This window comes from Limnobacter sp. UBA3528 (assembly GCF_002377005.1).
Classification (GTDB): domain Bacteria; phylum Pseudomonadota; class Gammaproteobacteria; order Burkholderiales; family Burkholderiaceae_B; genus Limnobacter.
The window spans coordinates 37,322-62,520 of the sequence record NZ_DFOZ01000032.1 but is presented as its reverse complement, the minus strand read 5'-3'; the positions used below and the strand labels follow the sequence as shown (position 1 = coordinate 62,520).

Sequence of the window (25,199 nt, the reverse complement as noted above, 5' to 3'; positions counted from 1 at the left end):
CACTTATGAAACTTTTCATTGATGGAGATCAAGGTCGAGCTATTTGCGACCATTGTAAAAAAATGGTCTCGCTGACCTTCAAGCGAAGAGACGTTCCGTTCAGCGACAAGAAAGGATTCGCACACGATATTTTGGTGGGTGTGTGTGACGAATGCGATCAAGTTGTGTCTATCCCAGCCCAATCAACACCCAGCATTTCAGAGTCGCGAAGAAAAGCGCTGAGATCGATTGAAGTTCGATTGCCGGCGATTTATCTCGATATGCTTGATTTGGCGGCATTCACTGTTGAGCCTGATTCAACGCCAGACTTTCGTAAAGACCTGTTGTGTTATTACATTCATGATTTGGCGCAAGACCCCAAGGGAATTCAAAGGTTGTTGTCAGCCCACAAGCTTTCATTGGTGAGTTACGCGGTCAACACGGTGAAGATTCCTAGTAGGCGACTTTCGATGAAAGTGCCAGATAAGTTGAAGGCTGAACTTCGGCGTCTTGAAGATGAAAGTGAGTTGAACACTACTGATCTAATGAAGTCAGTGGTGTTCGATATTCAGCGTGAGGTATTGCAGAAACCCAAACCAGTCAAAATTAAAGCCTTGCGCTACTTGGCCTTGGTCGCTGGCTAGGGTTTATTGGTCGATATCGGGCACAGCACCAGGCTTGAGTTTTCTTGCGGGTGTTGATTCAGCACCCGGAACCAGCCTTCCTGCCAGGCCCAATACGGCTTGTCTTCCCGAATTGCAGTTTCATCTGCGTCGCAATTCAATTCACGCACCTGTGCTTCAGCGGGAATGCCTTCGCTGCCACGTATGGTCTCGGGTTGTAACTCCAGCAAGCCTTCTGATGCGGCGTAATTCATGTTGAATGTCCAGGCTTGGGCATCTTCATGGGTGTAGGTCCATTCGGCTTTGCTCAGTGTCCAGTTTTGCGCGGGCAAGCCGCCCTCAAATTGTTGGGCAGAAAATGCAGCCTGGTGTGTTTCGGGTAAGTCGTCACGCCGAACATAGGTGCGCAGGTTTTCACCGTTGAGTTTGATGAAAGGCGCGCCTTCGCCGTTGTTGGTTTGCGCAAGGCGCAACACTAGAAGGTCTTGCTCGGCACTGCCTGTCCACGGAAAACCGTTCCATTGGCCATCAATGTCGACTTTCAATTGTTTAAGCGAAACTTCGCGCATGGGGCCCGCTTCGGTTTGCGCATTCATGGCGATATACAGCTCGTTGTTTTCTTGTGGGGTTTTGATACCCACGCGCCAACCCAGGTTGAACTGATTGTCTGGAGTGCTGTTGCCAACTTTAAACTTGAACTGCTCAAGTTTGCCACTCAGTTCTTGCTGGGCTTCGGGGTTGTTCACCGTGAACTGCGCCTGCTCCAGTTCCAGTGTATTCAAGGCAAGTTCAGGTGTGAAAAAACCGGGGTTGGCCACCTGTGTGCTCGCCCAGCCGCGAGCCAACAAGGCCACTGGCAACACAGGTATGCACGACAAACTGATACTGCCACAATCGGCCTGTCTGCTGGCGTTTACCGCTAAGCCTTTGACAGTAATCGCCTTGATTTGCAGACGCCCCTGTTGGACCGATTCAATGGCATCCATGCCAAATCGCAGCAGTGCGATTTTGACATTCTCTTGGCGATTGGGGGCATCGATTTCAATTTCTGAAATGATGAGTTGCGGTTTCAGCGACAAGGCGAGCACCACTCGCTTGACCTGAATGGTTTGATCCGGATATTGGTTCTGGATGGTTTGAAGGCGTGGCTCCCAGAGGAATCGGGGCACTATTACACCGTGGCTTAGCACCACACCAATTGCAATCAGGATCAGTGCGAAGATAGACCACTTCAGGGCTTTGGACATGACTGGGTGCTGCGAGTGAATACTGGCATTACCGTAGCACAAAAAGACGACAAGCAAAAAACAAGGCCCCGAAGGGCCTTGGCTTGGTGGTTCAGTTACACGCTTATTTACACATTGAACAGGAAGTTCAGTACGTCACCGTCTTTCACCACGTATTCCTTGCCTTCCGCGCGCATTTTGCCTGCTTCCTTGGCGCCGTTTTCGCCCTTGAACTGAATGTAGTCATCAAACGCAATGGTTTGGGCACGAATAAAACCACGTTCGAAATCGGTGTGAATCACGCCAGCCGCTTTGGGTGCAGTGTCGCCAATTTTGATGGTCCATGCACGCACTTCCTTGGGGCCAGCGGTGAAGTAGGTTTGCAAACCCAGCAATTTGAAGCCTGCGCGAATCACGCGGTTCAGGCCGGGCTCGGTCATGCCCATGTCGGCCAGAAATTCCATTTTGTCCGCGTCTTCCAGATCGGCAATTTCGGCTTCAATGGCGGCACACACAGCCACCACAGGCGCATTCTGTTTGGCGGCGTATTCTTGCAAACGCTCAAGAAACGGGTTGTTCTCGAAACCGTCTTCAGCCACGTTGGCCACGTACATCGCGGGTTTGGCGGTGATCAAGCCGAAGCTTTTGATGGCAAACAGTTCTTCTTCGTCCAGGCCTAAGGCACGTACGGGTTTGGCTTCGTTCAGCTGGGCTTCACAACGCTGCAAAATTGCGAGCAACTTGGCGGCTTCCTTGTCGTTGGCACGTGCCTGTTTGGCATAACGGTGCACTGCTTTTTCAACCGTACCCATGTCGGCCAAGCACAATTCGGTTTCAATAGTTTCAATGTCGGAAAGGGGATCAACGCGGCCATTCACGTGAATGACATTGTCGTCTTCGAAACAACGCACCACATTCACAATGGCGTCGGTTTCGCGAATGTGGGCCAGGAACTGGTTGCCCAAACCTTCGCCTTTCGAAGCACCAGCCACCAGGCCAGCAATGTCCACAAATTCAACGGTGGCGGGCAAAATGCGCTCGGGCTTTACAACATCAGCCAGCTGTTGCAGGCGTGCATCGGGTACTTCGACCATGCCCACATTGGGTTCAATGGTGCAGAATGGGTAATTTTCTGCAGCAATGCCAGCCTTGGTGAGCGCGTTGAACAGGGTGGATTTACCGACGTTGGGAAGGCCAACGATGCCGCATTTGAGAGTCATGAGAATTCGCTAAGTGCTTAATTGAATGGGGTGAATTGTACCGCGCCTAGCGATTCACGTTGCCTAGCCATGTTGAAAAGTCTTCAGCCATGCGCTCGCTTTCGCGAATTGCGGCCTGCCACAGCGGTATGCGAATGCGGTGATCAAATTTGTAACGCTTGAAATCGCTTCGGTCGGGAATTTTCTTCGCAGGAAGGCGCTTCACAAATTCCGGAGAAGGACACACCAGAATCACATTGCTCATCCACTCGGGTTTGGCTTTGCGCACTTTTAAAAACTTGTCCAGCCAACCCGGTGTAACCGTGGGCGCGAAGTGGGGGTACAGCACCAGGCCATCAAGTCGGTGGTAGGGCAGGGCCAGGTGGTAGTCGGTCAGGCCGCCGTCCCAGAATGGGCCTTCGTGGTATTTCACCTCGGGGTGATCTTCGCGCAGCGCATGCGCAATTTTATGCACTGGGTTCAGCACAAACGGAATGCTGCCACTGGCCAGCAAGGCGTCGTGAATATTCAGCGCGTCCAGGTCTTCAATTCGGGTGGGAATGCGGTCGAAGGTTTGCTTTAACCACTCAGTATTGGCACCCGGGCTTTGAAACACCCAGCGCTCAAAATAGGTCGCCAATTTGTTGCGGTTCACGCTGTTGGCCACTACCGCGCTTGCAAAGCCCCGTACACGTGCACGTTGTTGTTGGGCATGCGCATAATGCAGAGGGGTCAGCCCCTTGTTGACCCACACCAGCAGTTCTTTGCCCGTGGGTTTCACCATGTGTTGCGCTTCGTCGGCCACCACGGCTTGTACCATGGCTTGGCACACACGGCTTATTTCATGGCGGTCAACGCCCTTGCTGTAGTCTTGCGCCTCAACATATTGTTGGGCAAGGCGCTTCAAGGTGGCGGTAGGGTTGCTGCTTGCTGCGGCAGCCATGCGCCAGGCACCGATGGATGCACCAATCAACTGCAAGGGTTTGACACCCTTGGCTGCGCGGGTTTGAAGGTGGTCGGCGCCCAGCCAGTCGTTGAACAAATACTGGTCAAGCCCCTGCAAAATCAATCCTTTGGGTCCACCTGCTGCGGCGGGTATGGCGCAAATGTCTTCAGGCTTCAAGCCTTTGTTGGCAATGTGCGCTTTGGCGCGGTCGCCCAAAATGATTTGTATGCTGCTTCTCATGCGCACTCCGTGTGAATGTGCGTGGTGGCCTGGCCAATTTGACCCTTCAAAATCAGCTCGGTGTGTTTCAGCAGCACATCGATGGATTTGTCGATCACCTGCTGCTGTTCGCTGCTTGGGCGGTGCAATACGAAGTCGGCCACGCCCTGTTGCAAGTTAAGGCTGCGTGGGTGCCCAATGCCAATGCGTGCGCGCCAGAAGTCACCGCTGCCCAGGTGGGCATGCATATCCTTCAGGCCATTGTGCCCAGCAAAGCCGCCGCCTTTTTTCATTTTGATTTGACCGGGCAACAAATCAAGTTCGTCGTGCGCGACCAGAATTTCCTCGGGCTTGATCTTGAAGAACTTGGCGAGTGCCCCAACCGCTTGCCCCGACCGGTTCATGAACGTGGTGGGGAATAGCAGCCACACGTCTTCACCCGCAAACTTGATGCGCGCCAGGTCACCAAAAAAACGTTTGTCGCTTTGCAAAAACACATTGTGTTTGCGTGCAAGCGCTTCCAGATACCACACGCCCGCGTTGTGGCGGGTGTCCGCGTATTGTGGGCCTGGGTTGCCCAAGCCGACGATCAATTTGATGGGGGTGTTGCTGGACATGAAGAAAATACAGCCCGTGTGAGTCACAAGGCTGTATTTTCACCGATTATTGGATTGTAGTGGCGGCTTTGGCAGAAGAACTTTGATCAACCCTGCGCCATGCACTCACCAGCGCCATGAGGCTTGCGGTGGTGATGTTGTCGTGAAAGCCCACGCCAAATTTGCTGCCTGGCACATTCGGTACACTCACCTCGATAATCGCCATGGCCTTGGATTTGGCGCCCTGGCCAACGCTGCGTTCTTCAAACCCGACAATGTCCATGGGTATCCCCAATGCTTGCACGGCAGCGTCCAGCGGGCCGTTGCCCACACCTTCAAGGCGAACTGTTTCACCGTGCTGTTCTACCGTCATTTCAATGCCCTGACCACCTTCAGCATCAAATACTTTGTGGCTGATATAGCGCGGCTGGCTTTCGTCATTTTGCAAATAGGTTTGTTCGAACAAGGCCCACAGGGCGGGCGAAGTCATTTCCGCTGCGGTGCTGTCGCTGACCTTTTGCACCACACTTGAAAATTCCACCTGCATGCGCCGTGGCATGACCACGCCATGTTCGCGTTCAAGAATGTAGGCAATGCCACCTTTGCCAGATTGGCTGTTCACGCGGATCACGCTGTCATAGGTTCGACCCACATCTACAGGGTCAATCGGCAAGTAGGGCACTTCCCAAATGGCATCGGGCTTTTGAATGTCGAAGCCTTTTTTAATGGCGTCCTGGTGCGAACCTGAAAACGCGGTGTATACCAAATCGCCTACATACGGGTGGCGTGGGTGAATGGGCAGTTGCGTACAACTTTCCACCACGCGGGCCACGGCATTGATGTCTGAAAAATCAAGGTTGGGGTGCACGCCTTGGGTGTACATGTTCAAGGCCAGGGTCACAATATCTACGTTGCCACAGCGCTCACCGTTGCCGAACAGGCAACCTTCCACGCGTTGTGCGCCGGCCATCATCGCCAGTTCGGCGGTGGCCACGCCCGTGCCGCGGTCGTTGTGGGGGTGCACGGAAAGCACCACATGTTCACGTCGATTTAAACGCCGGTTCATCCACTCAATTTGATCGGCGAACACATTGGGTGTGCTCCATTCCACCGTGGTGGGCAGGTTGATAATGATCTTTCTACCCGGCCCGGCTTCCCAGGCTTCAATGGCGGTGTTGCAGGCCTGCAAGGCCACATCCGGTTCGGTCATGTTGAAGCACTCGGGCGAGTACTGTAAAACCCATTGTGTTTCGGGGTGTGCGTCAGTGAGTTCTTTCACCTTTTTCACGCGTTTTTTTACCATGTCGATGACTTCAGGCACAGTCATGCGGAACACCGTATTTCTCCACACGGGTGCAGTGGAGTTGTAGATGTGGACGATGGCGCTTTTGGCACCAATCACCGATTCCACTGTTCGCTCGATGAGATCATCACGAGCCTGGGTCATGACCATGGGGGTAACGTCTTCCGGAATCAAATCGTTGTTGATCAAATGCCGAACCACGTCGAAGTCGATTTGCGAAGCGGCAGGAAAGCCCACCTCAATTTCCTTGAAACCAATGCGCACCAATTCCTTGAAGAAATCCAGTTTGGTGGCCACGCTCATGGGTTCAAAAATCGCTTGGTTGCCGTCGCGCAAATCGGTGCTTAACCAGATTGGCGCATTCTCAATGGCCTTGTTGGGCCATGTTCTGTCGGGCAGGTCCACTTTGTAAGCGGGGCGATATTTGTTGGCGGGGTTCTTCAACATGCTGCGTTGGCCTGAAAGGTGAATCGATGAAGACCAGTGTAGGCGCTTTACTGCGAAATAAGATTGCGTTTATTGCTTGGTTATTTGAACTAATTGGCAGATAATTGCGTATGAGTTGGTAAATTGAGCATTAAAAGCGAAATGCAAGAACTTGACCGCTATGACAAGCGAATTTTGACCCTGCTGCAGAGTGATGGGCGAATGAGCAACCAGGACCTGGCCGATGCCATTGGCTTGTCGCCTTCACCGTGTTTGCGCCGCGTGAAAGCGCTGGAGGACGCGGGCCTGATCACCGGTTACCGCGCATTGGTCGATTCAAAAAAACTGGGCTACAGCTTGATGGCCTTGATTTATATTTCCATGGATCAACACACCCCTGAACGCTTTGCCAGTTTTGAGGGCGCCATTGCCGCCATTCCCGAGGTGCTGGAATGTTTGCTGATTACCGGGCAACAGGCCGATTACCAATTGAAGGTGATAGTGGCCGACATGGACGGCTACCAGAATTTGCTGCTGAATAAAATTACCCGCATCAAAGGGGTAACTGGCGTGCACACCAGCTTTGTGTTGCGCCGGGTGGTGGACAAAACTGAAGTACCAGTGGGCTAGCGTGAAAGCCTAGTTTTTCAGCATGTTTTGAATCATCATGCCGCCGCCGCCAATCAGCACGCCGAAGTACACAATAGAGGCCGCATTGGCCAAATGCCCCAAGAGCACCGCTGCGCCGTCGCGTTGAATTAGGCCTACAGCCAGAAACAGCAGGGCAATGCCAGGCACGGTGTTGGAAAACGGGATGAATCCGAAGGGGGCCATCAGCAACACAGCGCCCAGAATCAGGCCGCCGTCGTTGATGATATTCATGCCGCGCCCGGTGCTTAGCCAGGCCATGCGATGGGGTTTGCTGATTTTTTCAAGGCGCGGAATCCAGACCAAACCTTTCTCAAGTGCATTTCGCAGTTTGTCAGCTGGCAGGGCACGCTCTTTGAAGCGTTTGGGCAACCACAAGGTGCGCCCGAAAATCCGGCTGATTCCGATGAGCAGAATGGCTGCTCCGAAGATGGTGCTGACACCCGGAATAGAAACCGGCACCATGAACACCAGCGTGAGAAATGCCACCAACAGCAACATGCCGTCTCGGCCCACCAGGTCCAGAATTTCGCCCAGGCTCACAGTGGTGGAGGGCAGTTGCGCGATCACTTGTTTGATTTGATCGCCCAGTGGCAATTCATCGAAATTGGGTGTGTTGTTCACTTCAGGTGTGTTGTGCGATTGATCAATGAGCCCACATTGTGCCCATAAAAAAAGCCGCTGAACTTCGGTGCAGCGGCTTTTTCGGTACTAATTGGACTTCGAGAATTTACTCGTCGCCGCCTTTCACTGCGCCAGCCTTGATTTTTACAGTCACCACTGACAGGTCTTGTTGACCGTGGTTTGGAATGCTCACGCCTTCCGGGAACTGCAATTCAGTCACGTGGATAGAGCGCTTGGTAACGTCCAACACGCTGCAATCTACGGCGATGAATTCTGGCAGGTCTTTTGGCAGACATTCGATTTCAATCTGGTTGGCCACGAAAGTAACCTGACCGGCATACAGCTTGACTGCTGGGCTTTCCAGGTGGCCAGAGAAGTGCAAGGGCACGTTCATGTGGATCTTCTGGTTGCCATCAATGCGCTGGAAGTCGATGTGCAGCAACTGTGGCTTGTAAGGGTGTGACTGGTAGTCACGCAGCAAAACCTGCTGTGACTTGCCATCGATTTCCAGGTCCAGAATGCTGGAGTGGAATTTCTCTTTTTGCAGGGCGTGCCACAGGGGGTTGTGTTCAATCGACACAGCCTGAGCTTCCTGATTTGCGCCATAAACAATGCCAGGTACCTGGCCAGCACGACGCAGGCGGCGGCTCGCTCCGGAACCCTGCTCTGTGCGGGATGTTGCAACTACTTTCATGTTGATTCTCCAAATTTGACTTCACCGCGACCAGTGAAACCAAGTTATGCGGCACTTAAGGGCGTCCGCAAATAAGCCCGAAAACTGTTCTTAGTCGATAAACAGCGAGCTGACTGAGTCAGAGCGCACGATGCGGCGAATGGTTTCAGCCAGCAGTTCGTCTACGCTCAACACACGAATGGTCTTGCTGTTGCTTGCTTCGTCTGACAATGGAATGGTGTCGGTAACCACCAGTTCGTCCAGGTCAGATTCTTCGACACGTTGAATGGCACCGCCTGACAACACGGGGTGAGTACAGTAAGCCACCACTTTCTTTGCACCGTTGGCTTTCAGGGCCGCTGCAGCCTTGCACAGGGTGTTTGCGGTGTCGACCATGTCGTCCATGATGACACAGGTGCGGTCTTTCACATCACCGATGATGTTCATCACTTCAGCCACGTTCGCGCGGGGACGGCGCTTGTCGATGATCGCCAAATCACAATTCAGGCGTTTGGCCAAAGCACGTGCGCGAACCACACCACCCACGTCGGGCGATACAACCATCAGGTTGTCGAGGTTTTGTTTCCATACGTCGCCAAGCAAAACGGGCGACGCGTAAATATTGTCCACGGGAATGTCGAAGAAACCCTGAATTTGGTCGGCATGCAAGTCCATGGTCAGCACGCGGTCTACACCAACCACCTGCAGCATGTTGGCCACCACTTTGGCAGTAATCGCCACACGTGAAGAACGCACGCGGCGATCTTGACGGGCATAGCCGAAGTAGGGAATTGCTGCGGTAATGCGGCCAGCTGATGCGCGCTTGAGCGCGTCGATCATGACCATCATTTCCATGAGGTTGTCGTTGGTGGGCGCGCAAGTGGATTGCAGCACGAACACGTCTTTGCCACGAACGTTCTCGTTGATCTCGACCATCACTTCTCCGTCGGAGAAGCGACCCACGGTTGCTTTGCCCAGTGGAATGTTCAACTGTTTTGCAACAGACTCGGCCAATGCGGGAATTGCATTGCCGGTGAAGATCATCAGACTGCTGTCGCTGGCCATTGTTTACCCCAGGGCTTGACGTGTGCGTTGGCGAAATAAAAAAAGGGCCAACCTGTGGCTGGCCCTCTTTGGTATTGGCAGAGGAGGAAGGATTCGAACCTTCGAATGCCGGAATCAAAATCCGGTGCCTTAACCAACTTGGCGACTCCCCTAAAACTTTTCTCGATTCAACTTGGTGGCTCAGCCATATTTAATTTGGCAAGCAAACCATTGTCCAGCGTTTAATTCAGGTGCATCGGCGACTGCTGCCACTGCGTTGCTGAGCTGGCTTGGGCTGGCAAACACAGCAAACATGGCCGAGCCGGAACCTGACATGCGAATCAATTGCGGGTTGAACTTTGCAACACAGCTTGAAAAAACACCAAATTGGCATTCCCAGTCTGGAAAGTTGCGCGACACAACAGCTTGTAATGCATTCTGTGTGTTGGCTTTAAGGTAAGCCATCAACTCACTATTCATTCGGCGGGCCGAATCGAAGACCGCTATTTTGACGTCACTTGAGTTGCGTGTCAATTGCGGATCGCTAAATATTTTGGGCGTTGGGCAAGAAAGTGGCGGTTTGTAGACAATTAAATGCCCGGAAATGCCCTGAATCGGGGTGATGACCTCGCCGATGCCTTCCACAAAGGCACTGCTTTCTTGAAGAAAAAAGGGCACATCAGCGCCAAGCTTCAGACCAATTGAGGCCAGTTGTTCCGGTTCTATCGGGTGTTGGTGGTGCTGTTGCAGCAGACGCAGCACGGTGGCTGCATTGCTGCTGCCACCTCCCAGGCCCGCTTGTTCCGGAACCTGTTTGCTGACATGAATGAACACCGAGTGGCCGATGCCAAGATTAGCGTGGGTATAAAAAGCCTTGCAGGCGCGAACTGTCAGGTCGATTTCTTCAGGAATGTGGACAAGGTCGCCACTTCGCTGAACCACCAATTCATTTTCAGGGTTGGCCTGCACTGAAATTGAAACCTGATCGCCCAAGGTGATTGGGCAGAAAACACTTTGCAGCAGGTGGTAACCATCGGCCTTGCGACCAGTAATGTGCAAAAACAGATTGATTTTTGCCGGCGAAAACGCAGAAAGTTTAGCGGGTGTGGGAAGGTTCACGCTTTACTTGCCCAAGGTGCCTTGTGGAATCAGGTCAATGCGGCCCGAGGTATTGTTCTCGATGAACACCACGCGGTATCGGCCGTTCTGGTTTTCCCAGGACCAATTGGCAGGCAATGTGGGCAATTCATTGGGGTTCGGGTTTTCCATCCACTGCACCAAGGCTTCGGCAGGCAGTTCAACGGGGAACATCAAGTCGAACAGGCTTTGCCAGTCTTTGGCCAAATACACGCGTCCATCTGCAGCCCGAACCTCGTAAAAATTACCCAAGCGCTTTGCGCTGCCCAGTGAGGGGCCCAGGGTGGAGTTCACCTCAAGGTAAGCAATTTCGGGAGCTTGGCTGGGTCCGGTGCGGCCCGATCGCCATTCATAGGTGCCAGAAATGGAATCGGCCTCAATTTTGCCGTCGGTTTGTTCAACCTTCCAGATGAGGCCAAAACGCCCATAGTGGCAACTGGACTGAATCGACTTGCAATCCACTTCGGTGCTTGGGTTTTGATCCAAAGTGCTGCAGGCGGCAAGACTTGCGCTGATCAAGCCAATGCAGGCCAGGCGCAGTGTTGATAAAGCCATGAACTTAAATTTCCTCAACCTGTTGAACCAGTTTTCTCAATGCTTTGCTGTCAGGGTAGCGAACGGTCAAGCGGCTCCCCAGTTGACGTGCTTCTTCTTTTTTGCCTGATTTAAGCAACACTTCAAGTAAATGCAGGCCGATTTCTTCGTCCTGACGCAGATCGAACGCTTTTTTCAAGGTGGCCTCGGCGCTGTCCAGTTTGCCCAGGCGGTAATGCACCCAGCCCAGTGAATCAAGAATGAAGGGGTCGTTGGGGGCCAGTTCAACTGCCTTCTTGATCAACTCGTAAGCTTCTTCCAGTCGCATGTTGTTTTCGGCCCAGGTGTAGCCCAAGGCATTGTAACCATGCGGATTTTCAGGGCGAACTGCAATAAGGCGCTTCAGGAATTGCTCAACAACTGGCAGGTCGTCTTGCCGCTCGGCCACCATGGCACGTTCATAAAGCAGGTCGGGTTGATCCGGAAAATTGAGCAACGCGAGTTCAAGTTCAGTGGCGGCTTCAGCGGGGGCTTTTTGAGATTCTGCCAGTTGCGATTTCGCCAGTGCCAGGCGCACAGACTCATCCTCGTTCTTGGGCTTGAACTGATTCAGCACCCGTTTGGCTGACCGCACATTGCCTTGTTTCTCGAACAAGGCCGATTTTTTCAGCTGCACATCGAGGTTATCGGCTGCGTTGGGTGTGGTGTCCAGCCATTTCAGGGCGGCAGCGTAGTCTTTTCGTTCAAGTGCCATGTCGGACAGCGTGGCGTGAATCAGTGATTCATTTTGACGCTCGGCTGGTGCAGTTTTGTCCAGGTAAATCCTGAAATGCTGCTCGGCTGCTTTGTAGTCTTTGAGCTGGGTGAGTACAAAGCCTTGGCTTGAATACAGTGGAATATTGTCGGGTTGAAGCTCGATCATTTCAGCAAAGCGCTGCCTGGCCTGTGCCCACTGCCCAAGCTGGGTGTGGTTGCGGGCGAGGTAAAGGCGCGCACCAAACCAGTTGGGGTGCAGTTGGGCTTGCTCGTTCACCAGTTGCATGGCTGCATCCAGGTTGCCGTCGCGCTTTTCCATGAACTGCGCCATCAACACATAAAAACGTTCTTGTGGTGACTTGCGCAACACGTTTTCCATGTGTCCTACAGCCTGTGGGTATAACTCGGAATTGTTGGCGAGTTGGGCCAGCAGGGTTTGTGTTTCAAGGTCATCGGCGTTGTTGCCAAACAGCTCGATGCCGGTTTGGTACGCTTTGTTTTTGTCGGGAATGCGTTGCAGCATGTCCAGCGCAACTTTCTCGGTGCTTGAACCACCCAAGCCCGGGTTTGCAGTTTCAGCGGCCTGTACGTCGGCCAAAAACGCCTTGAGCGCAGGCATGGCTTCATCGACCCGGTTGGTGCCCAGTTGCAGCAGCATGATGGAGCGGCTGGCTTGTTTGTCGCTGGGCGACAATTCGGACCACACTTGGGCCGCGTTCAAAGCCAGGTCCAATTGGCCTTCCGCCAGGCTGATTTCGACGGCTCGTTTTGCAAGTTCGGGATTGCGCTGTTGCTTGGCGGCCTCGGTGTAGGCCAGCGTGGCAGAATAAGTGTCGCCGCGCTGGCTTGCAATTTCAGCGGTGAGCAGCGCAAACAATGGGTCTTGTTTGACCATGTCGGCAACACGGGCCTCGTAGGCTTTTTGCTCGTCAGACATTTGCTGTTGTGCGGGCTCGCCTTGATCTGCGGGCACAGTGGCGCAGCCTGTGGTCAGGCTGGCGGCCAGAAAAAATACCGGGCCTGCGATGGTCCATTTAAAACAAGTCATACTGTTGAACCCAATGAAAACTGGTGAATCCGCTTTTATTTTTATCACATTAACAGATGCGCGTGCGCGCTTTAGCTTATGCCTGAATTACCCGAGGTAGAAATCACCAAAAGAGGCGTAGACCTGCATTTCACAGGGCAACGCCTGATGGCTTGTACCGTGCGGCAACCCCGTTTGCGCTGGCCTGTGTCCACCCAAGTGCAAAGTTGTGTAAAGCAGATATTGCAAGCTGTGGAGCGTCGGTCGAAATACATGTTGATGGATTTCGGCGGGCAGGTGTTGGTGGTGCATTTGGGCATGTCGGGGTCCATGAAAATTGTTAGCGCCAGTACCCCGTGGGACAAACACGACCACATTGAATGGAATTTTGGTGACAAGGTGCTGCGCTACAACGATCCGCGCCGCTTTGGCAGTGTGGAGTACGTCGAAAAAGCACCCGGCTGGGAAGACAGTTTTGTACGGTTTGCAAAACTGGGGCCGGAGCCTTTCAGTGATGCATTCACGCCAGAGTCATTTTTCAAGGCAACCCGCGGTAAAAAGGTGTCAATCAAGGCCTTGTTGTTAAGTGGGTTTGCGGTGGTCGGCGTGGGCAATATTTACGCCTGCGAGGCGCTGTTTCGCAGTGCGATTCGCCCTGGCAAAGCCGCAGGGCGGCTGAGTAGAGCAAATGCGCAGGCCTTGCATGCAGCGGTGGTTGCTGTATTGACTGAGGCGATAGAGCGGGGTGGTTCAACCCTGCGTAATTTTCAGGCCATTGATGGCGAGTTGGGACATTTCCAGTTGCATTGTGATGTGTACGGCCGCGAGGGGCAGCCCTGCAAACGCTGTGGGGCCTTGGTAAAACGCCGGGTAATGAATCAGCGCAGCACGTTTTATTGTGCGCAATGTCAGGAATAGACCCAGTATGAGCCCTTTGACAGGAGAGCCGTTTGGCGAAGTGTTGGTGCGGTGGCAGAAGCAGCATGGTCGACAAACCTTGCCTTGGCAGCACACCGGCGATGCTTACAAGGTGTGGCTGAGCGAAGTGATGTTGCAGCAAACCCAGGTAACGACCGTGCTGGCGTACTACACCCGTTTTTTGCAGGCTTACCCGACTGTAGCCGACCTGGCTGGCGCCCCGGAGCAGGATGTGATGCAGTTGTGGGCCGGTTTGGGCTATTACACCCGTGCGCGTAATTTACATGCCTGTGCCAAGCAGGTGGTGGCCCGTTTTGGAGGGCAATTCCCGCGCACGGTGGCCGAGCTTGAAAGTTTGCCCGGCATTGGTCAGTCCACGGCAGGTGCAATTGCATCGCTGGCATATGGTGTGCAGGCTCCCATTCTGGACGGCAATGTGAAACGTGTGTTTTGCAGGTATTACGGCATCGAGGGGTACCCGGAGCAAACCACCATCAAGAAAACCTTGTGGGCTATTGCACAGGCCAATGTGCCAGAACAGCAGCCCGGTGTTTACAACCAAGCCTTGATGGACCTTGGGGCCACATGCTGTGTGCCGCGCAACCCTGCATGTTCAGCTTGCCCATTGATGCAAAGTTGTGTGGCTTTGCAAAAGGGCATGGTCGGGTTGTTGCCCACACCGAAACCCAAAAAAGCCCGGCCTGAATTGCATTTTGTCAGCATGATTGTGGAAGACGAGCGTGGCGCGGTGTTGCTGGAACTGCAAACAGGCAAAGGAGTTTGGCAGGGCCTGTGGACTACACCTTTTGAGGCCTGTGGTAGCCAGGGCGGTTTTGCAGACGATTTTGACAACTTAACCCGAATCGCAGCTGTGTGGGTTGAGCGCTATGGCTTGCAGGCCCACCGTGTTGAACTTGAGCATCAGTTGCACGCGTTGCAAGGTCAGCCTTGGTTGGTGCATGAATTAACCCACCGCAAAATGCACTTTAAATTGTTGCGTGTGAAGGTGCCCGGCGTGTGGATTGGTTGTCATGTGGTTAGTGAAAAGCCCGTGCCGAAAATTGTGCACAAATTGTTGGAGCAATCGAGAGCTTTAGCCCAGGCTGCGGTGCCGCAACAAAACGCTCTCGATCTCGGTTAAAGGCTGGTTGGTAAAACGCTTGGCCAGTGTTTCGGCCACATACACCGAGCGGTGTTGACCGCCGGTGCAACCAATGGCCACGGTCACGTAGCTGCGCTGCTCATTCAAATACGAGGGCAACCATTTTCTCAAATAGGTTTCGATATCGCTGATCAGCGGGTCGCTGCGATTGTCGGCTTGAATGTACCGTTGTACTTCTGTGTCTTTCCCGGTCAGTGGACGCAGGCTTTTGTCGTAATACGGGTTACTCAGGCAGCGCACATCAAACACCAGGTCTGCATCGCTGGGCAGGCCTTTTTTAAAACCGAAGGTTTCAAACACCAATGTAAGTTTGGCCGATTCTTCTTCTACGGTTTCAAGCACCCATCGCCGCAGTACAATGGGCTGCAGGGCAGAGGTGTCGATACAGCTTGCAATGTTTCTCAGGGGCTCAAGCGACTCTCGTTCCGCATCAACACATTCTTGCACGGTGGCTTGCTCGCCAAGGCGTGCGCTCATGGGGTGACGGCGGCGGCTTTCAGAGTAGCGGGTGATCAGGGTTTCATCGTCGGCATCCAGAAACAGAATGCGAACATCGGTTCCGTCGGCTTTCAGGGCCTGAATAATTTGGGGAACATCGATAATGTCTCGTCCAGTGCGGGCGTCGGCTGCAATCGCAATTTGCGTGATGCCCTCGGAGGACAAGCGCTGGATGACTTGCGGTATGAAAGAAGGCGGCAAGTTGTCGACACAGTAAAAGTGGGAGTCTTCCAGCGCGCGAATGGCGACTGATTTGCCCGAGCCTGAAAGGCCGGTGACCAATACCACTTTCATGTTAATCATGGCCGATGTCCGTTTCAGTGTCGGGGTCAACCTGTAGGTGGTCAATGCCGCCCAGTTCAGTGAGCATGGCTTTTTGTTGACGAACCATGAATTCGTCGAGTGTGTTGATACCCCGCATTTGCAAGATGGTGTTGCGCACCGCAGCTTCCAGCAACACGGCCAGGTTGCGGCCCGCAGCCACTGGCAATATGGCTTTGCGAATCGGCAGCCCCAGCACTTCCTGGAATTGTTGCTCGGTTACCAATCGTTCCTGGTGCAATTCTAGCGAGGCTTTACGAACCAGATGTACGATCAGCTTCAATCGCATTTTCCGGCGTACGGCGGTTTCACCAAAAATAGCCTTGATGTCGAGCAGGCCCACGCCGCGCACTTCCATCAGGTTGCGAATCAGTTCAGGGCAGCGCCCTTCGATCAGGTTGGGGGCTACGCGCGAGAATTCGACCACATCGTCTGCCACCAAGCCGTGCCCGCGAGAAATCAGTTCCAGGCCCAACTCGCTTTTGCCCAAACCCGACTCGCCACAAATAAGCACGCCCATGCCAAGCACATCCATGAACACGCCGTGCATCATGGTGGTGGGGGCTAACCATTTGTTGATGTACACGCGCAGAAAATCGATGATTTCGGCGGCTGACAATGGAGTGGCCAGCAGGGGGATGTTGGATTCGTCGCAGGCGGCCTTCAGTAGGGTATGGGGCTGAAACGATTCAGCCACGATGATTGCGGGCGGATCGCCTTCGATTAGCTTGTCGATTTGGTGTTTTTTGCGTTCGTCGCTGATGCGGGCGAAGTATTCGATTTCCTGACGACCAAACACCTGAATGCGGCCAGGGTGGATGGTATTCAAGTGGCCTACGAGGTCGGAAGATGCAAAACACTGAAGATCCAGGTGGCGGTCACCACCATTTAAACCGGCCAGCCAGTCAAGCTTGAGTTTGTTGCGGTTGGCTTCGATCAGTTCTTTCAGTTGCTTCACAGGCTTAACTCGCGGGTTGGTAGGGCTCCCAGGTGGCGATGAGCTGGTGCATGGCGCCGGGGTCTGCTTCAGTCATGAGTTTCTCACGGAAATCCTTGTCAGACAGCATTTGAGCCAGTTCAGACAGTATATCCAGATGATGCTGGTTTGCGCTTTCTGGCACCAGCAAAAACATGAGCAGTTTGACGGGTTGACCGTCAGGGGCGTCGAAGGGAATTGGATCTTGAACTCGAACCAGTGAAGCGATGGGTTCGCGAAGGCCCTTGATGCGACCATGCGGCACAGCGACTTGTTGACCAAGTCCGGTGGAACCCAGGCGTTCACGTGCAAAGAGGCTGTCGAAAACCTTGGAGCGAGCAATGCCCTGGTTGTTTTCAAACACCAAACCGGCTTGTTCAAACACGCGCTTTTTGCTGGTGACCTGTGCATCCAGCAAAATGTTGGATGGAGGCAGTAGATTTGCGATCAAGTTCATCGCTGTTGATTCCTGAGACCCGCTTCTAATCGTGGGGCCGATTATACGCCATAAAAACAGAAAAGGCGGATGGAAGTCCGCCTTTTGATTTTCCCTGAAATTACAGAGGTTTATTCGGCTTCTTCGACCACCTGGTGTTTGATCGGTGTGTGATTGTGATTGGTTAGTTTGTCTTTGTGACGCAGTACCTGGCGATCCAGTTTGTCGGCCAGCGCATCAATGGCTGCGTAGAGGTTTTCATGACTTGCTTCAGCGTGAATGTCTTTGCCGCGAACGTGCAGCGTAACATCTGCCCTTTGAACCAGCTTGACCACCGAGATGGTCACCGATGCATCAATGACGTGATCAAAATGCCTTTTCACCCGATCCAGTTTTTCGATGACGTAGTTTCGAATTGCTGGGGTAACTTCCAGATGATGACCATTGATGTTCAAGTTCATAAGGTATCTCCTTTCGTTGCTGCGGGGGGAAGCTTTAAATTTAAAGCGACTTGCGCATGTTCACCGGGGGTATTTTCAGTGATTCCCGGTATTTAGCGACCGTGCGTCTTGCGACCACGATGCCCTGTTGACCGAGTAGGTCGGCGATTTGGCTGTCAGATATCGGCTGCTTGGCGTCCTCCGCAGAAATCAGTTGCTTGATGAGTGCACGTATTGCTGTGCTGGAAGCCTGACCACCCGAGTCGGTGGAAACATGACTTCCGAAGAAATACTTTAGCTCAACCAACCCATAGGGCGTCAACATATATTTTTGCGTGGTAACCCTTGACACGGTCGATTCATGCAGTCCCAAGAGATCGGCAATTTCCCTCAGAACCAAGGGCTGCATTGCGATTTCGCCGTGATTGAAGTAGCCGATTTGCCGTTCTACGATGGCTTGGCTCACCCGTAAAATAGTGTCAAATCGCTGCTGAACGTTTTTTAACAACCAGCGAGCCTCTTGTAATTGCGCACTGAGTTGCGCACTTTGACCACGGTGTGATCGCAAGATGGAGGCATACATTTCATTAATACGGATTTTTGGCATCACGTCGGGGTTCAGTTGCACATGCCACTGTCCACTCAGTTTTTTCACGATCACGTCGGGCACCACATGGTCATCGTCGATGCGTCGAAAACGCGCACCGGGAAACGGCTCGAGTGAACGAATGATTTGATGACATGTTTTTAGCATGTCCTCGTCGACGTTCAATGCTTTTTTCAGCTTGGTGAAGTCGCGTTGGGCCAATAAACCCAAGTGGTCGCGAATAATGTGCTGACAGTTGCTGTACAGGTTTGGCTGGCAAGTAATGTCTTTGCGCTGGGCCAGTTGCAGCAGCAGGCATTCGGCTGCATTGCGGGCACCCACGCCGGGTGGGTCAAAACTTTGCAGCAGGCGCAAGGCCGCGCTGAGTTCTTCAAACTCCAGGTCGGGCTCGTCCTGCAGGGTTTCCCACAGGTCTTCAAGTTCAACAGTCAGGTAGCCATCGTCGCTGAGGTAGTCAATCAGCCAAAGCACCAGGTTTTTGTCACGTTCGCTGGCCTGTGTCATGCGCAGCTGGTCGATCAGGTGCTGGTGCAGGCTGCTGTCGGGCGCAGCCAGTTGCAGGCCGGGTTTTTCTTCATCGCCATCGGCACCTGCGCCGCTGTTGTCGCGCCAGTCGCCTTCCCAGTTGTCCTGGATGGAGTCGATGGTCTCGCGCTGAACAATTTCTTCGCTTTGATTGTCTTGTTCAGCTTGCTGATCGCTGACCGGTTCGCTGGCTTTGCGGGGGTCGGGATCGGCCTCAAAGCTGTCGCCCTGTGGCTCGTGCAGTTCGCCATTGCTGCTGTCCAGGCTCAGGGTGCGCTCGCCTTCCACGGCCTCTTCGTCAGCCAACTCCAGCAGTGGGTTTTCAGCCAGCGCTTGTTGAATTTCCTGCTGCAACTCCAGTGTGGACAATTGCAGCAAGCGAATGGATTGCTGCAACTGAGGCGTGAGCGTGAGGTTTTGCGAGACTTTAAGCTGAAGGGATTGTTTCATGGAGATTCAGCTTTACATACGGAAGTGTTCGCCGAGGTACACGCGGCGTACATCGTCGTTTTTCACAATTTGCTCGGGACTGCCCGAGGCCAGCACGCGGCCCGCGCTGATGATGTAGGCACGATCACAAATGCCCAGGGTTTCCCGTACATTGTGGTCGGTGATCAGCACGCCGATGCCGCGGTCCTTGAGGTGGCGGATGATGCTCTTGATGTCGTTCACGGAGATCGGGTCGACCCCGGCGAAGGGCTCATCCAGCAGAATAAAATCCGGGTCCGTGGCCAGGCCCCGGGCGATCTCCGCGCGCCGGCGCTCGCCGCCGGACAGGCTCATGCCCATGCTGTCGCGGATATGGTCGATGTGGAATTCCTGCAGCAGTTTCTCCAGCTGCTCCTTGCGCTCCGCCTTGCTCAGGTTCTTGCGCGTTTCCAGGATCGCCATGATGTTCTGCTCCACGGTGAGGCGGCGGAAGATGCTCGCCTCCNNGTGGTCGGTGATCAGCACGCCGATACCTTTGGATTTCAAAAAGGCAACGATGCGTTGAATTTCCAGTACCGCAATGGGGTCAACGCCTGCGAAGGGCTCGTCCAGCAAAATGAAGCGCGGCTGGCTGCCCAGCGCACGGGCAATTTCAAGTCGGCGGCGTTCGCCACCCGAGAGGGACGCCGCCAGCGAGGTGCGAATGTGCGCAATTTGAAGGTCGTTCAGCAAATCTTCGACAGCCTGATCCACCGTTTTGTCTCTGGGTGGATTGATTTCAAGCACTGCGCGAATGTTGTCTTCCACAGTCAGTTTGCGAAACACGGAGGCTTCCTGAGGAAGATAAGAAAGCCCTGCGCGTGCGCGCTCGTGAATGGGTTGCAAGGTGATGTCGCGGCCTTCCAGGCAAATGTTGCCCTCGTCGGCACTGACCAAACCCACAATCATGTAAAAGCAGGTGGTTTTACCCGCACCGTTGGGGCCTAACAGGCCCACCACTTCACCGGTGTCTACATGCAGGGAAACGTCTTCAATCACACGCTTGCTTCGGTAGGCTTTGCGCAGGCTGAGTGCCTGAAGGCGGCCTTGACCTGTCAATGTGTGTGCAGGGGTGTTGCTCACTTGCTGCCCCCTTTGGGCGCGGGCTCGGGCGCAGGTTCCGTCGATTGGGTTTTTGGTTTGATCACGGCTTGAACGCGTGAGGAGCCGCTGCTGCTGGGTGAACCCACCACATTCAGGAATTCGGTGTTTTGCTCGTAGGTGATCCGTGTGCCCGAGATGGACTCAGTCAGCTGACCATTGGTACTTTTTTGAATGCTGGCCGCACCAGTCAACGTCACTATCGATTTGTTGCCGTCGAATTCTATGGTGTTACCAGTGCCGTTGATCAGCAATACCTCGTTGGGCGTCTCTGAATCACGTTGTTGCTTGAAGCGGGCTGGTTTACCTTCCACGGTTGCAAACTGGGTGCCGTCGCTGCGCTCGGTCAGTGTGAGTTTGTCGCCGCGAATCACCAGGCTTCCACGTGTTAAGAGCACGTTGCCAGTGAAAACATTCACATTTGACTTCTCGTTGTAAGTCATCTGGTTGGCGTCGATGGTGGTGGGTTGTTGTTTGTCCGATTCCAGTGCTTGCGCGCAAACCCCAAAGGCCAGTGCAGGCGCAGCCAGTGCGAGGGAAATCCAGGTAGAGCGTTTCATCGTTTGGCCTCTATGCGAAACTTGATTGACCCTTGGGCAGTCAATTCGCCAGTGTCGTTGTTCAGTGTGGCACCTTGTGCTTCAAACCGTTGGCCTGGTCGCGTCACCAGCACATTTTTGTCGGTTGAAATTTCGTTGGTGATATTGTCGATTCGTATTTCTTCAGACTTCATGGTGGTCAGCAGCCCTTCGTTTTGACTGGTCACCACAACGTTGTCCCGCAAGAAAATTTCATCCGTGTCGAGCAGGTAGACACCTTTTTGGGCATTGCCTTTGACCATGCCATTGCCCGATTCAAACTGTTCCAGTTCAGGCGCTGTAATGTTCCACACATTGCCTTGTGGAATATGCTCGGCTGCGTTGCTGCGGATGATTGAATATTTATTCTCGGCCAGGTCGTGGCTTTGTACCGAAAAATTACGCAGATAGTAGTCGCTGCTGGTCGGATCGTTTTTGCCGCTGGCGCTGAACAGGCTGAGCTCAGATTGAATTGCAAACCAATACGAGGTGGCCGCCAGTGCGAACGTCAACAACAGCGGAATGAACTGCGAAATCAGGTTGAAAAAAGCACTCAACGGTTTCACGCTGTTTCCCATGGGTTTTGATAGCCTGCCTGGTGACTCAAAATGAAGTCGCACAATTCGCGGGCTGCACCATCGCCTGGTGGGCGCGTGTTAATCCAGTTGGCAGAGTTTTTCATGGCAGCCGGGGAGTGCTGCGTGGTGGCCGCCAGAGCAACCTGTTGCAGCACTGGATAGTCGGGCCAGTCATCCCCAAAAAAGCCGCATTCGCTCCAGTCCAGCCCCAATAGCTGGCGAATTTCATCATAGGCTTGCAGCTTGGTTTTGCAGCCCTGAACCAGTTGATAGATGCCAAGGTCTTTGGCACGTTTTTCCACAATGGTGCTGGAGCGCGCGGTGATCCAGATCACCTTGATGCCATGGTCCATCAGCAGTCGAAGGCCCTGGCCGTCAAATACACTAAAGCGTTTCATGACCTCGCCTTCATTGCCGAAGTACAGGCCACCATCAGTCAGTGTTCCGTCTACATCAAAACCCATCAATTTGATGTTTGCCGCAGCTTGGGCGGCAGTGGGTTGGCGGTCGGTCAATTGATCCATCACACCACCTTGGCTTCGAAAAGATCATGGAAATTCAGGGCGCCGACAATGTGTCCCTGTTCGTCTGTGACCACCACTTGGCTGATGTGGCTGACTTCCATCATGCGAACGGCCTCTACGGCCAGCTTGTCGGGTGAAATGCACTTGGGCATAGTGTTCATCACTTCGCTCACCAGCAAACCGCGTAAATCCAGGCCTTGTTCAATCAGGCGGCGCAGGTCACCATCGGTAAAAACGCCCAGCAGTTTGTTGTTGGCCCCCACAACGGCAGTCATGCCCAGGCCCTTTTTGGTGATTTCCAGAATGGCACTGGAAATGCTGGCTGATGGTGAAACGGTGGGGATTCGGTCGCCTTTTCGCATGACATCGCTGACATGGGTCAACAGTTTGCGTCCCAGGCTGCCACCTGGATGCGAGAGTGCGAAGTCTTCTTCGCTGAAACCACGTGCTTTCAAAACCACCACGGCAAGCGCATCGCCAAGGGCCAAGGCTGCGGTGGTGCTGGCAGTTGGGGCCAAATTCAGTGGGCAGGCTTCTTTTTCAACGCCACAGTCCAGTACCAAGTCCGCCTGCCGGGCCAAGGCTGAATCGAGTTTGCCGGTCATGGCGACTATTTTTGCGCCTCGCCGTGCAATGGCTGGCAACACCGCGACCAATTCTTCGGTATTTCCCGAATTAGACAGGGCAATAACCACGTCGTCTTGGGTAATCATGCCCAAATCGCCATGAGAGGCTTCGGTGGCGTGCACGAAAAAAGAAGGCGTGCCCGTGCTGGCAAAGGTGGCAGCAATTTTTTTGGCAATCAGGCCCGACTTGCCCACACCGACCAGAATGACTCGACCCTTGCAGTTCAGTATGGCGGTGGTGGCTTGGCTGAACTGATCATTTAAGCGTTCAGCCAGTGCCGAGACTGCTTGGGCTTCAATGGCAAGCGCCTCCCTGGCCATGGCCAGAAAATCGTGCTTGTCATTATTCGACGGTGTTTTTGACATGGTAGACCCTGATAGACTTAAGCAACTAAGGTGCTTGAGGCTGTGCTCTTTTCAGGGCAGTATAGCAAAGCGCGTGCCAATTCTCTCCACTTCCTAAGCATTAAACGTGCCTAACGCTCTAGAGCTGTCTTTGATTCTAATGCTGGTCGCCGTGTTGGCGGTCTCGCTTTTCCGTCACTGGAAGCTGCCCGCCATGCTGGGCTATCTGTTTGCGGGTACGCTGATTGGTCCTTATTCATTCGGCATCGTGCCCGATACCGCCGAAACCCGGCATCTGGCAGAGTTCGGCGTTGTTTTCCTGATGTTCTCAATTGGTCTCGAGTTCAGTTTGCCGAAACTGCATGCCATGCGCCGTGTTGTGTTTGGCCTGGGGTTTGCGCAAGTAGGGCTGACCATGCTGGGCGTGATGGGCCTAGGCTTGTTGGCTGGCTATTTCTTTGAGGTGCCACTGAGCACCGCCTTCGTGCTGGCAGGGGCTGCAGCCATGTCTTCCACGGCGATTGTCAGTAAATTGTTGTCGGAGCGGCTTGAACTCGATTCTCCCCATGGTCGTCAAATCATGGGTATTTTATTGTTTCAGGATTTGGCCGTGGTGCCGCTACTCATCATTATTCCAGCACTGGGGCAAGGGGCTGAGAACCTTACTGTGACACTGAGCCTGGCGGTGGTGAAGGCTGCACTGGTGTTGGGGCTGATGTTGGTGTTTGGCCAGCGCATGATGAATTGGTGGATGACATTCGTGGCCCGTAGCAAGTCGCAAGAATTGTTTGTGCTGAATGTGCTGTTGATCACCTTGGGCTTGGCTTGGTTGACCGAGCTTGCAGAGCTGTCGCTGGCCCTTGGTGCATTTGTGGCGGGCATTCTGATTGCAGAGACCCAGTACAAACATCAAGTGGAAGAGGACATCAAGCCATTCCGTGATGTGCTGCTGGGTCTCTTCTTCGTGACCACAGGCATGCTGCTGAACCCACAAGTGGTGATGCAGAATTGGTACTGGGTAATTTTGCTGGCGGTACTCCCGGTGTTGGCCAAGTTGGTGTTGATTGCGGCACTGGCCCGGATATTTGGTGCGAACACCGGCACAGCCATGCGCACCGGCATTTATCTGGCGCAGGCCGGTGAATTCGGTTTCGTGCTACTGGCCAACACGGGCTCAGCCGGTTTTGGTTTGGTCCCCGACCCTTGGTTACAAACCATTACGGCCAGCATGGTGCTATCCATGTTGGCAGCGCCCTTCATGATTCAACATGCAGATCGAATCGTGCTGCGCTTTTCAAGTCAGGAATGGTTGCAAAAATCGCTGGAATTGCACCAAATTGCCCAGAAGAGTCTTGCCACGACCAAGCATGTACTGATCTGCGGCTTCGGGCGCAGTGGTCAGCACCTGGCCCGGTTGCTGGACCGTGAAGACCTGGATTATGTGGCTTTGGATCTGGATCCGGATCGTATTCGTGAAGCAACCGCAGCAGGCGATTCAGTGGTTTTTGGCGACGCCGCAAAGCGTGAAACACTGGTTGCTGCGGGTTTGCTGCGGGCATCCTGTGTAGTGGTCACATTTGCTGAATTCAAGTCGGCCGAGAAGGTGTTGATTGCAGTGCGTGCTTTGGCTCCGAATGTTCCAGTTGTGGTGCGCACTTACGATGAAAGTGATTTGGAGAAACTGACTGCAGCTGGAGCCACCGAGGTGGTGCCAGAAATTCTTGAAGGCAGTTTGATGCTGGGCTCACAGGCCTTGATGTTGTTGGGTGTGCCGGTTTCTCGTGTGGTCAAACAGATTCGAGCCATTCGTGAATCGCGTTACCAAATGTTCAGGGGGGTATTCCGTGGCGTAGACGACGAAGCGGATACACCCGAAAACCAATGGATCCGTTTGCATTCGGTGTTCCTGGAGCCGGGAGCCAGTGGCGTGGGTAAAAGCCTGGCCGAGTTGGGTATTCTTGAATTGGACATTGAAGTAAGCGCAATTCGCAGGCGTGGTATTCGGGGCGGGGATCCTTCCCCCGATACGCAACTGGAGTCGGGGGATATCCTGGTGCTGAAGGGGCAGCCTGATGCTTTAAGTTTGGCCGAAGCCATTATTCTTGGCCGCAAGTCTATGGGGCGTTGAATTGGTGT

General features: G+C 53.7%; 26 protein-coding genes, 1 tRNA gene and 1 pseudogene. 5 read left to right on the top strand and 23 right to left on the bottom strand.

Translation table 11 applies throughout. The features are described from left to right. Positions 1-5: 5 nt before the first annotated feature. A complete protein-coding gene (locus B4N58_RS10170; RefSeq protein ID WP_291748853.1) occupies positions 6-623 on the top strand; it encodes a hypothetical protein in 618 nt (205 codons plus the stop codon). Here the strand turns inward: B4N58_RS10170 and B4N58_RS10165 are convergent. The 5 genes from B4N58_RS10165 to leuA form a co-directional block, all read right to left on the bottom strand. Then, on the bottom strand, positions 620-1,849 hold the full coding sequence (locus B4N58_RS10165; protein WP_291748851.1) for a hypothetical protein: 1,230 nt from the start codon (positions 1,847-1,849) through the stop codon (positions 620-622). The two genes, B4N58_RS10170 and B4N58_RS10165, sit on opposite strands and share 4 nt — an antisense overlap. A 107-nt stretch (positions 1,850-1,956) precedes the next feature. Continuing rightward, positions 1,957-3,048 carry a redox-regulated ATPase YchF gene (gene ychF, locus B4N58_RS10160; RefSeq protein ID WP_008247804.1) on the bottom strand — a complete coding sequence of 364 codons (1,092 nt, stop codon included), beginning with the start codon at positions 3,046-3,048 and terminating at the stop codon, positions 1,957-1,959. A gap of 46 nt (positions 3,049-3,094) precedes the next feature. Continuing rightward, on the bottom strand, positions 3,095-4,213 hold the full coding sequence (locus tag B4N58_RS10155) for a patatin-like phospholipase family protein (RefSeq protein WP_291748847.1): 1,119 nt from the start codon (positions 4,211-4,213) through the stop codon (positions 3,095-3,097). Beyond that, positions 4,210-4,809, bottom strand: a complete 600-nt coding sequence (gene pth / locus B4N58_RS10150) for an aminoacyl-tRNA hydrolase (RefSeq protein WP_291748843.1) — start codon at positions 4,807-4,809, stop codon at positions 4,210-4,212. The genes B4N58_RS10155 and pth overlap by 4 nt, the downstream gene beginning before the upstream one ends. 46 nt (positions 4,810-4,855) lie before the next feature. Further along, complete coding sequence (gene leuA, locus B4N58_RS10145) at positions 4,856-6,538, bottom strand: 2-isopropylmalate synthase (protein WP_291748840.1); 1,683 nt, start codon at positions 6,536-6,538, stop codon at positions 4,856-4,858. A gap of 141 nt (positions 6,539-6,679) precedes the next feature. Between leuA and B4N58_RS10140 the strand changes: the two genes are divergently transcribed. Then, positions 6,680-7,147 carry an Lrp/AsnC family transcriptional regulator gene (locus tag B4N58_RS10140; protein ID WP_040512228.1) on the top strand — a complete coding sequence of 156 codons (468 nt, stop codon included), beginning with the start codon at positions 6,680-6,682 and terminating at the stop codon, positions 7,145-7,147. Between the two features lie 9 nt (positions 7,148-7,156). On the opposite strand, the gene B4N58_RS10135 is transcribed toward B4N58_RS10140, so the two are convergent. The 7 genes from B4N58_RS10135 to B4N58_RS10105 form a co-directional block, all read right to left on the bottom strand. Continuing rightward, a complete protein-coding gene (locus B4N58_RS10135) occupies positions 7,157-7,789 on the bottom strand; it encodes an exopolysaccharide biosynthesis protein (protein WP_291748836.1) in 633 nt (210 codons plus the stop codon). A 106-nt stretch (positions 7,790-7,895) separates the two neighbouring features. Then, positions 7,896-8,483 carry a 50S ribosomal protein L25/general stress protein Ctc gene (locus B4N58_RS10130; protein WP_008247817.1) on the bottom strand — a complete coding sequence of 196 codons (588 nt, stop codon included), beginning with the start codon at positions 8,481-8,483 and terminating at the stop codon, positions 7,896-7,898. A gap of 90 nt (positions 8,484-8,573) precedes the next feature. After that, positions 8,574-9,527, bottom strand: a complete 954-nt coding sequence (locus B4N58_RS10125; RefSeq protein WP_008247818.1) for a ribose-phosphate pyrophosphokinase — start codon at positions 9,525-9,527, stop codon at positions 8,574-8,576. 75 nt (positions 9,528-9,602) lie between these two features. Further along, a tRNA-Gln gene (locus B4N58_RS10120) sits at positions 9,603-9,679 on the bottom strand. 28 nt (positions 9,680-9,707) lie between these two features. Beyond that, on the bottom strand, positions 9,708-10,625 hold the full coding sequence (ispE, locus tag B4N58_RS10115) for a 4-(cytidine 5'-diphospho)-2-C-methyl-D-erythritol kinase (RefSeq protein ID WP_291748829.1): 918 nt from the start codon (positions 10,623-10,625) through the stop codon (positions 9,708-9,710). 3 nt (positions 10,626-10,628) lie between these two features. Continuing rightward, positions 10,629-11,198 carry a hypothetical protein gene (locus B4N58_RS10110; RefSeq protein ID WP_008247821.1) on the bottom strand — a complete coding sequence of 190 codons (570 nt, stop codon included), beginning with the start codon at positions 11,196-11,198 and terminating at the stop codon, positions 10,629-10,631. Positions 11,199-11,202: 4 nt separating this feature from the next. Continuing rightward, the gene (locus B4N58_RS10105) at positions 11,203-12,981 is read right to left on the bottom strand and encodes a tetratricopeptide repeat protein (RefSeq protein WP_291748822.1); all 1,779 of its coding nucleotides are present in this window, start codon (positions 12,979-12,981) and stop codon (positions 11,203-11,205) included. Positions 12,982-13,059: 78 nt separating this feature from the next. Between B4N58_RS10105 and mutM the strand changes: the two genes are divergently transcribed. Further along, positions 13,060-13,878: a bifunctional DNA-formamidopyrimidine glycosylase/DNA-(apurinic or apyrimidinic site) lyase gene (gene mutM / locus B4N58_RS10100; RefSeq protein WP_291748818.1), complete on the top strand. Its 819-nt coding sequence runs from the start codon at positions 13,060-13,062 to the stop codon at positions 13,876-13,878. Positions 13,879-13,885: 7 nt separating this feature from the next. Continuing rightward, positions 13,886-15,019, top strand: coding sequence for an A/G-specific adenine glycosylase (gene mutY, locus B4N58_RS10095; RefSeq protein ID WP_291748815.1), 1,134 nt, complete (start codon positions 13,886-13,888; stop codon positions 15,017-15,019). On the opposite strand, the gene rapZ is transcribed toward mutY, so the two are convergent. From rapZ to B4N58_RS10045, 11 genes and pseudogenes are all read right to left on the bottom strand, one after another. Continuing rightward, positions 14,972-15,841, bottom strand: a complete 870-nt coding sequence (gene rapZ / locus B4N58_RS10090) for an RNase adapter RapZ (protein WP_291748813.1) — start codon at positions 15,839-15,841, stop codon at positions 14,972-14,974. The two genes, mutY and rapZ, sit on opposite strands and share 48 nt — an antisense overlap. Next, complete coding sequence (hprK, locus tag B4N58_RS10085) at positions 15,834-16,817, bottom strand: HPr(Ser) kinase/phosphatase (protein WP_291748810.1); 984 nt, start codon at positions 16,815-16,817, stop codon at positions 15,834-15,836. The genes rapZ and hprK overlap by 8 nt, the downstream gene beginning before the upstream one ends. A 4-nt stretch (positions 16,818-16,821) precedes the next feature. Beyond that, positions 16,822-17,292, bottom strand: a complete 471-nt coding sequence (locus B4N58_RS10080; protein ID WP_291748807.1) for a PTS sugar transporter subunit IIA — start codon at positions 17,290-17,292, stop codon at positions 16,822-16,824. Between the two features lie 110 nt (positions 17,293-17,402). Continuing rightward, complete coding sequence (gene hpf / locus B4N58_RS10075) at positions 17,403-17,732, bottom strand: ribosome hibernation-promoting factor, HPF/YfiA family (protein WP_008247834.1); 330 nt, start codon at positions 17,730-17,732, stop codon at positions 17,403-17,405. A gap of 40 nt (positions 17,733-17,772) precedes the next feature. Further along, complete coding sequence (locus tag B4N58_RS10070) at positions 17,773-19,293, bottom strand: RNA polymerase factor sigma-54 (protein ID WP_008247836.1); 1,521 nt, start codon at positions 19,291-19,293, stop codon at positions 17,773-17,775. A 12-nt stretch (positions 19,294-19,305) separates the two neighbouring features. Then, positions 19,306-19,797, bottom strand: coding sequence for an LPS export ABC transporter ATP-binding protein (gene lptB, locus B4N58_RS15685; protein ID WP_414673844.1), 492 nt, complete (start codon positions 19,795-19,797; stop codon positions 19,306-19,308). Positions 19,798-20,115: 318 nt separating this feature from the next. Next, positions 20,116-20,394, bottom strand: a pseudogene (locus tag B4N58_RS15680) (ATP-binding cassette domain-containing protein); the annotation flags it as partial. Beyond that, positions 20,391-20,972, bottom strand: a complete 582-nt coding sequence (lptA, locus tag B4N58_RS10060) for a lipopolysaccharide transport periplasmic protein LptA (RefSeq protein WP_008247844.1) — start codon at positions 20,970-20,972, stop codon at positions 20,391-20,393. The pseudogene B4N58_RS15680 and the gene lptA, both read right to left, overlap by 4 nt. Further along, positions 20,969-21,568 (bottom strand): LPS export ABC transporter periplasmic protein LptC, encoded by a 600-nt coding sequence (gene lptC, locus B4N58_RS10055; protein ID WP_291748798.1) that lies wholly within the window; start codon positions 21,566-21,568, stop codon positions 20,969-20,971. Before lptC ends, lptA begins: the two co-directional genes overlap by 4 nt. Next, on the bottom strand, positions 21,553-22,092 hold the full coding sequence (locus B4N58_RS10050) for a KdsC family phosphatase (RefSeq protein ID WP_008247847.1): 540 nt from the start codon (positions 22,090-22,092) through the stop codon (positions 21,553-21,555). Before B4N58_RS10050 ends, lptC begins: the two co-directional genes overlap by 16 nt. Then, positions 22,092-23,084, bottom strand: coding sequence for a KpsF/GutQ family sugar-phosphate isomerase (locus B4N58_RS10045; RefSeq protein ID WP_291748794.1), 993 nt, complete (start codon positions 23,082-23,084; stop codon positions 22,092-22,094). Before B4N58_RS10045 ends, B4N58_RS10050 begins: the two co-directional genes overlap by 1 nt. A gap of 139 nt (positions 23,085-23,223) precedes the next feature. Between B4N58_RS10045 and B4N58_RS10040 the strand changes: the two genes are divergently transcribed. Then, positions 23,224-25,191: a monovalent cation:proton antiporter-2 (CPA2) family protein gene (locus B4N58_RS10040; protein WP_373567544.1), complete on the top strand. Its 1,968-nt coding sequence runs from the start codon at positions 23,224-23,226 to the stop codon at positions 25,189-25,191. The last annotated feature ends 8 nt before the right edge of the window (positions 25,192-25,199 follow it).